8 protein-coding genes are annotated in these 10,307 nt (G+C 69.9%); 5 read left to right on the top strand and 3 right to left on the bottom strand.

What is annotated here, in order from left to right; translation table 11 throughout:
• Positions 1–7: 7 nt before the first annotated feature.
• The 3 genes from dnaB to ACFVGY_RS24110 form a co-directional block, all read right to left on the bottom strand.
• The gene (dnaB, locus tag ACFVGY_RS24120; RefSeq protein WP_385680633.1) at positions 8–1,453 is read right to left on the bottom strand and encodes a replicative DNA helicase; all 1,446 of its coding nucleotides are present in this window, start codon (positions 1,451–1,453) and stop codon (positions 8–10) included.
• Between the two features lie 83 nt (positions 1,454–1,536).
• Positions 1,537–2,601 carry a hypothetical protein gene (locus ACFVGY_RS24115; RefSeq protein ID WP_385680631.1) on the bottom strand — a complete coding sequence of 355 codons (1,065 nt, stop codon included), beginning with the start codon at positions 2,599–2,601 and terminating at the stop codon, positions 1,537–1,539.
• A 565-nt stretch (positions 2,602–3,166) separates the two neighbouring features.
• Positions 3,167–4,504 (bottom strand): GNAT family N-acetyltransferase, encoded by a 1,338-nt coding sequence (locus tag ACFVGY_RS24110; RefSeq protein WP_385680630.1) that lies wholly within the window; start codon positions 4,502–4,504, stop codon positions 3,167–3,169.
• 242 nt (positions 4,505–4,746) lie between these two features.
• Here ACFVGY_RS24110 and ACFVGY_RS24105 point away from each other — a divergent pair, with 242 nt between their 5' ends.
• The 5 genes from ACFVGY_RS24105 (at position 4,747) to ACFVGY_RS24085 (ending at position 10,256) form a co-directional block, all read left to right on the top strand.
• Positions 4,747–5,166, top strand: a complete 420-nt coding sequence (locus tag ACFVGY_RS24105) for a hypothetical protein (protein ID WP_385680628.1) — start codon at positions 4,747–4,749, stop codon at positions 5,164–5,166.
• On the top strand, positions 5,163–5,561 hold the full coding sequence (locus tag ACFVGY_RS24100) for a hypothetical protein (protein ID WP_385680626.1): 399 nt from the start codon (positions 5,163–5,165) through the stop codon (positions 5,559–5,561). Before ACFVGY_RS24105 ends, ACFVGY_RS24100 begins: the two co-directional genes overlap by 4 nt.
• Positions 5,558–7,132: a hypothetical protein gene (locus tag ACFVGY_RS24095; RefSeq protein ID WP_385680624.1), complete on the top strand. Its 1,575-nt coding sequence runs from the start codon at positions 5,558–5,560 to the stop codon at positions 7,130–7,132. Before ACFVGY_RS24100 ends, ACFVGY_RS24095 begins: the two co-directional genes overlap by 4 nt.
• Positions 7,132–7,509: an RRQRL motif-containing zinc-binding protein gene (locus ACFVGY_RS24090; RefSeq protein ID WP_385680622.1), complete on the top strand. Its 378-nt coding sequence runs from the start codon at positions 7,132–7,134 to the stop codon at positions 7,507–7,509. The genes ACFVGY_RS24095 and ACFVGY_RS24090 overlap by 1 nt, the downstream gene beginning before the upstream one ends.
• Positions 7,510–7,619: 110 nt before the next feature.
• Positions 7,620–10,256 carry a DNA translocase FtsK gene (locus ACFVGY_RS24085; protein WP_385680679.1) on the top strand — a complete coding sequence of 879 codons (2,637 nt, stop codon included), beginning with the start codon at positions 7,620–7,622 and terminating at the stop codon, positions 10,254–10,256.
• Positions 10,257–10,307: the final 51 nt, after the last annotated feature.

Genomic DNA, 10,307 nt, shown 5'->3' with positions numbered 1-10,307 from the left:
GTCCCCCTCAGGTGTTGGCCATGTCGACGAAACGCGACATGTAGAGCTGCTGCGCCACTGTGATCGTCGCGGTCGGCCCGTTGCGGTGCTTGCCCACGATGATGTCGACCTCGCCCGCCCGCGGGCTGTCCTTCTCGTAGGCGTCGTCCCGGTACAGGAGGATCACCATGTCCGCGTCCTGCTCGATCGAGCCGGACTCCCGCAGATCCGAGACCTGCGGCCTCTTGTCCGACCGCATCTCCGGCCCGCGGTTCAGCTGCGACAGCAGGATGATCGGGAGGTGGAGTTCCTTCGCCAGCAGCTTGAGGCTCCGCGAGATGTGACTGACCTCCTGCTCACGGTTGTCGTGCCTCTTGCCACCGCTCTCGATCAGCTGCGCGTAGTCGATGATGATCTCGGCGAGATCGGGGATGCGGGTCTTGAGCCGACGGCACTTCGCCTGGATCTCGGCCAGGGATCGCGCGCTCTCGTTGATGTGGAGCGGTGCCTCGCTGTACCGCTTGGCCGCGACTGCAAGGCGGCCCCAACCCGCCTCGTCGAGCGTCCCGGAGCGGATGTGGTGGAGGGCGACGTCGCCTTCAGCTGACAGGCACCGCATGTTGAGTTCGTCGATGCTCATCTCCAGCGTGATGAAGGCGGCTGGGCGGCCGGCTCCGGGGATGGGCTGGCGATTCTTCCCTCGCGGCATGGTGCAGGCGCGCGCGAAGTCCATGGCGAGGGTGGACTTGCCCATGGCAGGCCGGGCGGCCACCACGATGACCTGACCCGGCTGGAGGCCGTTCGTCAGGGAGTCGAGGTCGGTGAATCCGGTCGGCACACCGCTGAGTTCGCCGCCCTTCTCGGCGGCCTGGATCATGTCGAGCGTGCCTTCGAGGGTCTCACTCGGGGTGAGAAAGTCGTCCTTGCGGTCGCGGCCTTCGGTCACGGCGCCGATCTCCGCAGCAGCGGCCGCAGTGATCTCGTCGAGCTCGCCGACGCCCTCGTACCCCATCTGGACGATCTTGGTGCCCGCGGCTACCAGCCTGCGAAGGACGGCTCGCTCGCGGACGATCTCGGCGTAGTGCTCGGCGTTCGCGGCGGTGGGGACGGACTGCACCAGGGTGTGCAGGTAGGAAGCTCCACCGACCCGCGCGAGCTCGCCGGACTTCTGCAGGGCATCACCGAGGGTGAGTGGATCAACAGGATCGCCCTTGGCCGCCAGGTCAAGGATGGCCCGGTAGATCACCTGGTGCACGGGCCGGTAGAAGTCGTCGGCGGCCAGCAGGTTGGAGACCTCGGTGATGGCGTTCTTCGACAGAACCATGCTGCCGAGAACCGACTGCTCCGCGTCGAGGTCCTGGGGAGGAACTCTCTCGAAGGCCTGCCGGTCGGGCTGCTGCCGGGCGGAGCGGAAGGTGGGCTCGATGTACGGCTCCTCCTCCACGGGCAACCCGGGGGGTGGGACACTGGTCATGGATCTCTTCCTGTCAGGTAGTGGTCTGGAGCGGCGGCCGGTTCTTAGCGGGAGCGGCCGCCGCCGTCATGTTTGCGCCTGGGTCAGACAGCCGGCCGACGAAGGCTGTCAAGCAGCGTGGCGACCTTGTCCGGCATCGGGACCGGTACGAAGTCGGGGTCCTCGACAACGGCGGGGCGCTGCCGCGGGACGTCCTTGCGGGCCAGCCGACGGGGGAGGTCCTCGATGCGGCTCTTCAGCACCCGCATAGGACGCTTGACGCCCTCAGGGTTCGAGGTGAGCTCCTTGACGAGGGCGTCGTCCAGCTCCCAGCCCTGATCCGCGACAACCGCAGCAAGCAGCGGAGCGAGGCTGCGCACCGTCACCCGTCCTGCGGTCCAGGGGCGGGGAAGCTCCTGGAGGAACTGGGACGCTGCCTCGATCTGCTCGGCGGACGGGGTGGGGTTCGTCGTGCTCTCCCCCTCCTCCTCCCGCGCCGCAGGCGCCACACCATCCGCACCTGTCCCGAGGGGGTAGGGGGAGGAGGTATTTACCTCCTCCGGGGGGTATGGGGGGGAGCCCGTTCCACTTCCGGTGTTCGCGGACGTGGGCTGACCTGCGGAAACGAACGATCCTCCACGTCCGCGAACACCGCTTCCGCGAACACCGGAAACACCCTTACTTCCGCGAACACCGGAAGTGGGCTGACCTGCGGAAGTACCTGTTTCCGCGAACACCGGAAGTTTGGTCCGGGACTCCTCGGCGGGGCCCTCGGGGGAGTAGTCCGGGTTGTCCTCGAAGTGCTCGTACACCTCGTACGACGTCAGGCCCCGGTAGCCCTTCCCCTTCGGGTTGGGGATGGTCGTACGGCGGATGAAGCGCGCCTCGATGAGCCGGGTGAAGGACTCGTAGACGGCGTCCCGGCCCACGAGCTCGGTGCCGCTCTTGGCCGACCGCACGCCGGCCTCGCGTACCGAGGCCACGATCCCGGGCACCGTGACCTGGGCACCGCTGTTGATCGCGAAGAGCACGTGGAGGTAGACGACGTAGTCGAGCTGGTGCGTCAGCCGGCCGCTGAAGGCGACGGCCCGCTGGACGGTGACCGCGCGCGCCGGGGCCTGGCCCCGGACGATGGTGGCCGCGAGGTCGAACTCGGGGCGCTCGCTCATGCCGTCACCGACTTGCGACGGCGGCTGACGGTGGGCTGCACGGTACGGAGGCCGACCTCCACCCACATGGTGGCGGTCGGAGGGTAGATCGGGTTCACTGCACTCCTCCTGACGGAAGTTGTGCCGTGAACTCTCCACATGGGGGCTTGCCCGAAGGCTTGCCCGCGCCCCGAAAGGCCCAGGTGCGGGGCTTGCCCATTTCGGCGAGGGATGGGCAAGCCCGGCCCTCGCGGCTGCGGGCCCGGGGGCGGTACGGCCGCGCGGGCGGCGTTGTGCTGGTTTGACACGCAAGGTTCCCTTGTTCAAGGGAGCCATGGATCAGCTGATCAACTGTGACGCGGACCACCTGGGCAAGGGTGTGCTGGGCTTGCCCAGGGATCGTTGTCTATTCTGTTGGGTAGGTGACCAGCGGGCCCCTGGCGGTCCAGGCACCCAGCGCGGTCACCGCGCTGAACCACGACTCCGGATGCTTGCCGGCTGGGGAGTCGCTCGACGGCCGTCCTGTCTCACCAGGGCGGCCGTCCTCGTTTCTAGGCGGAGCCGATGTTCATGGCGGGCATTCTCCTCACTCTGCTTCGGTACTGACGGGTGGCGCGCTTGCCGCCGGGCTCTGGAGCTCGGGCCCGATGCCGCGGACCTGGCCGGCGGCACGCTGGAAGAGGGCGCCGCTGCTGCGGCCGTCCGCCTCGACGGTGCGGACGTGCTCGAAGCCGCGGCCGAGGTAGTACTCCTGGAGCGCGTTGTTGTCGCGCCAGGCGTCCAGGCGCACCCACTCCAGGCCCGCGTCCTTGGCCTGCTCGCTGGCCCAGTCGAGCATCGCGCTTCCGATCTCGCCGCCGCTCACGTCGCGTCGGACGACCATCCGGTGCACGTACAGGGCGGGTTGGGCCGCCTCCTCTTCCGTCCAGAAGTCGGAGTCGGCGAACCGGTCCAAGGTGATGGTGGCGACGGCGACGTCACCATCCTCGACGAGGTAGCACTCGCCCGCGGCGATGTTGGCCGCAATGCGTTCTTCGCGCGGGGCGTACTGCCACTGGTCGATGCCCCGGCTGTTCAGCCATTCGGCGGCCTGACCCCACAGCTCGGTCACGGTTCCGATCTCGTCCTCGGTGGCGGGACGGATGGTGAGCGGCCCGCCCAAGCGGGGCTTGGACCGCTCCCAGGTGATGACGTGGCGGTCGCCAGGAAGGCAGTTGACCACCACCCGGACCGGCTTGTCGGCGGCTGTGAAGCCGGTGACCACGTGGATGGCCACCGGGGTGCCCGGGCCGAGGTGGAGCCGGTCGATCTCCTCCGGCGACGGCATCCGGACGTGAACCTCGTCCAGGGCCCGGACCTGCTCATGGCCGAGTTCGCCGAGCACGACGTTGGCGCCGCGCGCGATGTCCTTCGGGTCCATGATTTCGGTGCCCTGCACGAGGTCGAGCGGGAAGTAGGAGTCGTTGGTGTTGTAGGGCTCGCCGTCGACGAACCGGACCCGGCGGCGGACTGCCGTGAGCTGGCCCTCCTGAAGCTGGAGCCGCTCGCGGATCTCCTTGCTGGGCTGGACGATGGCGACTTCGATCTTCTGGCTGGCGCTGCGACCCTCGTCGCTCAGCTGGGCCATGAAGGCATCCATGGCCGGGCTGAGCGGCCGGCGCCGGAACTCGGCCTGCGGGCGGTAGGCCATCGGGCGACGGTCGCGGACGAAGTGCCCGCGAGGCCGGTCGGCGATGACCAGACCCTCGTTGATCAGCACGCCAAGCCCCTTGACCGCGGTGGTCCGGGTGGTATCCCAGCGCTCCGCGATCTTGGTTTCAGTGGGCAGGCGCGCACCTGGCGCGAGCGTGCCATCGCTGATCTCCCCCCGGATCTGATCTGCGATCCGTAGGTAGAGAGGGCGGGGCTTGCGGCTGATCGACATGGAAGATTAATACCTCGATTCGCATTGAGTAGTCAATGTAGTCGATTCGGCGATCCGTGCTTGACCGGACGCGCGGAGTGATGCAACATCGTTCACGTCGAGCCATTGAGTACTCAATGCAGTTCGAGTGATCCTTCCGTGTCAAGGCATGGAAAAAGCGGCTCCCCCGGGCCTCTGCCAAGAAACCCCGAGGGAGCCGCCGCACAGGCCGTCTTGAATCCATCCGAAGTGGAGACCGACCCGTGAACACCATCCTCGCAGCCTCCAGCCGCACGACCCACCCGCAGGGTCTGGAACAGGTCGAGCTCCTGCGCCAGCTGCAGCTGCTGACCGGCGTGAGGCCGGTCGACTGGCTGGCCCCGCTGGACGAGTCGGCCGAACAGCAGGCGGAGCGCCTGGAGTTCCAGGCCGACGTGATTCTCGGCATCGCCGAGCACGACCCGCAGACCGCCGCCCGCGTCGCCGAGCTGCTCCGCCGGCTGGCCGGCGAGCCCGCCGCGAAGCAGACCGACCGCGTCTTCGGCCCGGTCCCCGCGGACTCCCGCCCGGCCGGCTCCGAGTCCTTCCCCTTCCCGTTCACCGTCGCGCTCGTGGCGGGCTTCCGGAAGGGCAAGTCGGCGCCGGCGGCCGCCTTCACCGCGCGGGAGGTGCAGGTCGCATGAGCACCAGCACCCCGCGCGGCCTGCCCCTGAAAGTCCAGGCCCTGGTGACGACCTGGTCGATCACCGCCTTCATCCTCTTCGGCGCCGGCTGGCTCCTGGGCCTGCAGGCGACCTGGTGGCAGCGCGTACTGCTCGCGCTCCCGGTCGCCGGCCTCGCCTACCTCGACAGCCGCGGCCACGCGCCCGTCGTCGAGATCCGCGCCCGGCTGACCCGCCTCCTCGCCGAACTCGGCGCGATCCAGGTCCCCCTGGCCGTGGCCGGCGGCGCCTGGCTCCTCGGCCTCACCCCCGGCATCGCCGAGCGCATCGGCGTCTGCCTGGTCATCGCCCTCGTCGCCGCCCTGTACCGCTACGCCCCGCACGCGGCCACCCCGACCGCCGGAGGTACCCCGTGAGCCTCACCGACTTCCGCACCGCCCGCCGCGATGACCAGGATGCAGCCGCGGACCGTGCCCTCAAGGCCAAGAAGCAGCAAGACGAGTCCGAGCTCCTGCGCAAGCAGCAGGAGTTCGAGCAGGCGCAGGAGGCCAAGGACCGCGAGGCCCGGCGGCAGGGCAAGGAGCGCGAGGCCAAGGAACAGGCCCGTCTGCAGGAGAAGCAGGCGAAGCTGGACGCCGACCTCCAGGCCAGGAGGGAGCGCCGCCGCGAGCGGGCCAAGAAACTCAAGGAACGCCGCGAGCGCATCGTGGCGTGGATCAACGCCGCACCGAAATGGATCTCCGACCACCTCGACCTGGCTTCTGCTCTGGCGGTGATGGCGTGCAGCATCATCCCCGCCCTCATCTCCCAGGCCTCCTCGCTCCACGAGACCGGCCTGGTCGCCAGGATGGGCCTGCTGGGCTGGCTGCTGGTGACCACCCTGCCCGTCATGCTGGAGCTCTCGGCGTGGGCGGCGAAGGCAGGCGAGTCCAAGGCCCTGCGCCAGAAGCGCTCGCCGTGGCCGTACCGGATCGCGGTCTACCTGTTCGCGTCCCTGGCCGCCGCGATCAACTACTGGCACGGCCTGGACATCGGCGGGAAAACCTGGGGCGTGGCCCTGGGCTCGGTTCTCGCCGCCTCCTCCATCATCCCCATCGTCGTCTTCCAGCTCGTCGAACTCGGGCACCACCGCGAGCGGCGCGAGGAGATGAAGGCGGAGCGGCAGGCCCGCAAGGACGCTGCGGAGACGCGCAAGATCCGCCGGACGGAACTGCCCCTGGTGTGGGCCACGGCCGTACGCCTGCGGGGGATCGCCGGCTACCGGCTGCTGTCCGAGGAGCAGGCCTGGCACGTCGCGTACGGCGTGTACGAGGGCGCCGTCGCGGACGAGCTGCCCGAGGGCTTCATGCGGCTGCTGTCCACCGAGATGCTCGGCAGCCTGGTGGAGGCGGAGGAGCGCCGCCTGGAGGTCCTCGCCGAACTCGCCGCGCTCCGTGACGCCCGATCCCAGGTCTCCGCGATGCTGTCCGGGGACGACGCCGACGAAGACCTGGAACAGTCCGCGAAGGCCGCCTCGGAGGTACTCGAAACCCTCCCCACACGGGTGTTCGCCGGAACGCCCGACGGACTCGTGGAGGGCTCGGCAAGCGACTTCCGCCGGAATGGATCTTCGCAGGTCAACCCGTCCGTCCCCCCGTCCGCGCGCACACCCAAATCCGCGCCCCCGCGTACACGTGAAGCGGCGGCCGAAGGCCCGAAGCGGAAGTCCGTATCGGCCCCTCTGCGGAAGCTTTCGCCGGCCGCCCGGCGGGCCGCCGCGGAGACCGCGCGGAACTACGACACGAGCGAGAACAAGGCGATCGAGGAGTGGATCTGCGGCGAGATCCGCGACGGCCGTATCCCCAAGAGCAGCGGCGTGGTGGCGGAAACGATGAACCGCCGGATCGCAGTCCACGGACCGAAGGCCAAGGAGCCGAGCAAGACCTGGGTCTATGACCGCATCGCAGCAGCCAAGCGGGCCCGCACCAACAGCCGCCGGAGGGCATGATGCCGCGCTCCAGCCCCCGCTACGACGACCCGAAAGGCGAGGAGTTCGGCATACCGACCTGGCCCTGGAAACTCGGCCCCGACCCCGAGGTCATGGCCACCTACCGGCAGCTGCGGGCCCGCGGGCTGCGCCCGGGCGGCCAGCCCGTGGCCGGCCAGCTCGGGTGGACCCGCCAGGGCACCGAGATGTTCGCCGCCCTCTACCTGGTCGAGCTGGCCAAGCCGAAGCGGCCGATGACGGAGGCGCGATGGGCCGCGATCCGCAAGGCGGTGGCGGCCCGCCGGGTCTGCCCCGAGTGCCACACCGAGAAGGACTACGAGATCCCCAAGCGCTACGGGGTCTGCAACGACTGCCCCGGCGGCGCGAACGCCGCCTGACCCGAACACCTTCCCCCAGAGCGCAGGGCGGGGCCCGCCGGTCTCAACCGACCAAAGCGATGCCCGGCTTCCCCGCCCCGCGCTCACCCCCGACAGGAGGCGTGACCAGCATGACCGAGATCGACACCAACCCGAAAATCGACGACCCCGCGCTGTGGGCCAAGGTCGGCCAGGCCATGGACCGCAAGGCGCTCTGGGAGGCGGCCGAGCTGATCGTCCACGCCCAGTTTGGCTCTCCGACCATGCTCCAGCGCGAGCTGCGCATCCCGGTGGAGCTGGCTGGCCGGATGATGCTTGCGCTGGAGGCACTCGGAGTGGTCGGCCCCCACCGGGAAGCCCAGGCCCGCGAGGTGAAGATCAAGCTCGTCGAGGACCTGGAGCCCGTCTTCGAGACCCTCTATGGCGACGGCGGCGCGGCCTTCACGGCACTGCTGGACACCGACCGCGAGCCGCGGGTCGGCATCCCGGCCCAGCCGACAGACCTTCCGGACGGCGACGAGGAGGACGGGACCGAGGACGACGGGTCGGCGCCGGAGCACAGCCGCCCGATCGAGGGCACCGTCTACACCCCCGAGGAGTGGGAGCTGCGCGAGGACCCGGAGGGCGACCGCCCCTGGATCAACCCGCAGCTGCGCACCAAGGAGGGCCGCCAGGCCCGCTACGCCTACCTGCGCCGGCAGGCCCGCCGCCGGGCGCGGAAGGCGGCCGCCCGCCAGCTGACCGTGCACGGCATCGTTCCCCGAGCCCTGCGCGGGGAGCGGCGGATGCGCGCCTGGGTCATCGGCATGGAGGGGTACAAGGCCGCAGCCGACGAGCGCCTGGCGCTCGCCGCCGTCGAGACGGCCAACCGCAGCGCCCGCCGCGCGCAGCTCGCGCTCCTCAAGCGCGGGGAGAAGCAGGCCGCGGCGGTCAAGCTCCAGATGGAGGCCGGTAAGCAGCTCGCCGTCGCGCAGAACGCCCGCAAGACCGCGAAGCGGGCCGTCGCGTTCCGCGCCGGGTACACCTACGGCCCGGTGATCGCGGCCGACGCGGCCGCGCTCGGCTTCGCCGACGTCTGGGGCTTCCTCGGCGCCCTGGTGCTCAACATCGCCGGCATCTCCCTGCTGGGCCGCGACGTCGAGGTGAGCGAGGAGCAGCTGGAGCGCCTGGAGCGGATCGAGGCCGGCACCCCGCAGCAGGTCAGCGTCGGCATGACCCCACGCATGTTCGAGCAGATGATGCGCCAGGCCCTCACCGAGGACCTCAAGCTCACCCTCTCGGCGCTGCGCGTCGACCCCCACGCGTGGGGGTTCGAGATCCACGTCTGGCTGGAGCGAATGACCCCCGAGAAGATCTCCAGCGGGCTGGACACGCTGGAGGCGTGCCTTCCCGGCGTGCGCACCGGCAGCGTGCTGCTCCAGCAGTCCGCGGAATCCCGGAACTATTGCGTCATCCGCGTCCCGGGCCCCAACCCCTGGCAGGCCGTTCCCGAACTGCCCGTCCGGGAACCGAAGTCCATCTCCACCGCCGACCTCCACAAGGCGCAGATCGGCGGCGACATGGCCGGGCGCCCCCTGGCCCTGCCGATGTGCCGCACCAACGTCAACATCGTCGGCAAGAGCCGGTCGGGGAAGTCCACGATCCTGCGCGCCATCCTCGACGTGCTCACCGCCACCGAGGACCAGATCATCATCGGCATCGACCTGGGCGGCGCCGGCAGCGGCTTCGGCGGGCTCCGGCACGCCATGCACGTAGTGGCCACCACCCCGGCTGAGGCGAAGGCCGCGCTCCAGTGGGTGCTCGACATCGGCAAGGGCCGCCCCGGCCTCTTCGACCGCCTCGGCATGGGCGAGAACTGGGTCACCTCCCGCGAGCGGCCCGGCATCAAGGTCATCGTGGACGAGTTCCCCGCGCTGGTCCGCGAGAGCCGCAAGGGCTACTACGACGAGGAACTCAAGCGGCAGGTCTCCTGGGACCTCGACGGCATGCTCGCCGAAATCTCGATCACCTGCGCCAAGAGCGACGCCACCGAGCTCATCGCCGGACAGGGCGTCACGAAGGAGAAGATCAAGGACAACACCTGGGTCGTGGAACTGCCCGTCCAGGTGCTGGCCGCCTGCGACAAGGACGACGTCATCCAGATCCTCGGCGACGGCATGCTCGCCCAGGGCTGGCGCGCCGACCGGCTCGTGCCCGCCATGGGCGACCAGCTCAACGACGCCTCCGTGGTCTACGTGATGGCCGGCAACGCCTACTGCGAGCCCATCCCGTACCGCGGCTGCTACGCCGACCCCGACGAGCTGCTCCGCCGCGGTCGGGCCCGGGCCCAGGCCGGCCTGGTCGACATCGACGCCGAGTCCGCGAAGCTCAGCCGCATCTCCCTCAAGAGCCTGATGGAGACCAGCGCCCGCAACTATGCCGCCGGGGACCAAGAACAGGGCGACGTCCCCCAGCTGATCGCCTCCATCCGCGAGGTCTTCCGCGCGGCCGGGAACCCGAGCGGCCTCCAGCTGGAGGAGATCGCGGCAGGCCTCGCCCAGGACGACGCCGACCGCTGGGACCTGGACGCCTTCGACGGCGAGGACACCGCGGACCAGGAGGCCGCCCGCGCCGTCGCGCTGAAGGCGGCGATCAAGGCGGTGCTCGCGCCGGGCGGCAAGACCTGGACGACCGACAGCTACCGGCGCCCGGGGGAGAAGAGCACGGTCAAGGGCTACTGCCTGCGCCACCTGAAGAAGATCACCGGCGAGGACGCCAGCGCCTCCTGAGCGCGGGAACACCCCAGGAACACACAGGTCAGCGAGCCGGAACAGGCCGAG

This window comes from Streptomyces sp. NPDC127106 (assembly GCF_042677605.1).
Taxonomy (GTDB): domain Bacteria; phylum Actinomycetota; class Actinomycetes; order Streptomycetales; family Streptomycetaceae; genus Streptomyces.
Note: the sequence above shows the minus strand (reverse complement) of the source record. Positions and strands in the feature narration are given on the sequence as shown.

Excerpts from the sequence above, each read along its gene's own strand:
- ACFVGY_RS24115 (WP_385680631.1), bottom strand. The coding sequence starts at position 2,601 with ATGAGCGAGCGCCCCGAGTTCGACCTCGCGGCCACCATCGTCCGGGGC.
- ACFVGY_RS24110 (WP_385680630.1), bottom strand. The coding sequence starts at position 4,504 with ATGTCGATCAGCCGCAAGCCCCGCCCTCTCTACCTACGGATCGCAGAT.
- dnaB (WP_385680633.1), bottom strand. The coding sequence starts at position 1,453 with ATGACCAGTGTCCCACCCCCCGGGTTGCCCGTGGAGGAGGAGCCGTAC.
- ACFVGY_RS24100 (WP_385680626.1), top strand. The coding sequence starts at position 5,163 with ATGAGCACCAGCACCCCGCGCGGCCTGCCCCTGAAAGTCCAGGCCCTG.
- ACFVGY_RS24090 (WP_385680622.1), top strand. The coding sequence starts at position 7,132 with ATGCCGCGCTCCAGCCCCCGCTACGACGACCCGAAAGGCGAGGAGTTC.
- ACFVGY_RS24085 (WP_385680679.1), top strand. The coding sequence starts at position 7,620 with ATGACCGAGATCGACACCAACCCGAAAATCGACGACCCCGCGCTGTGG.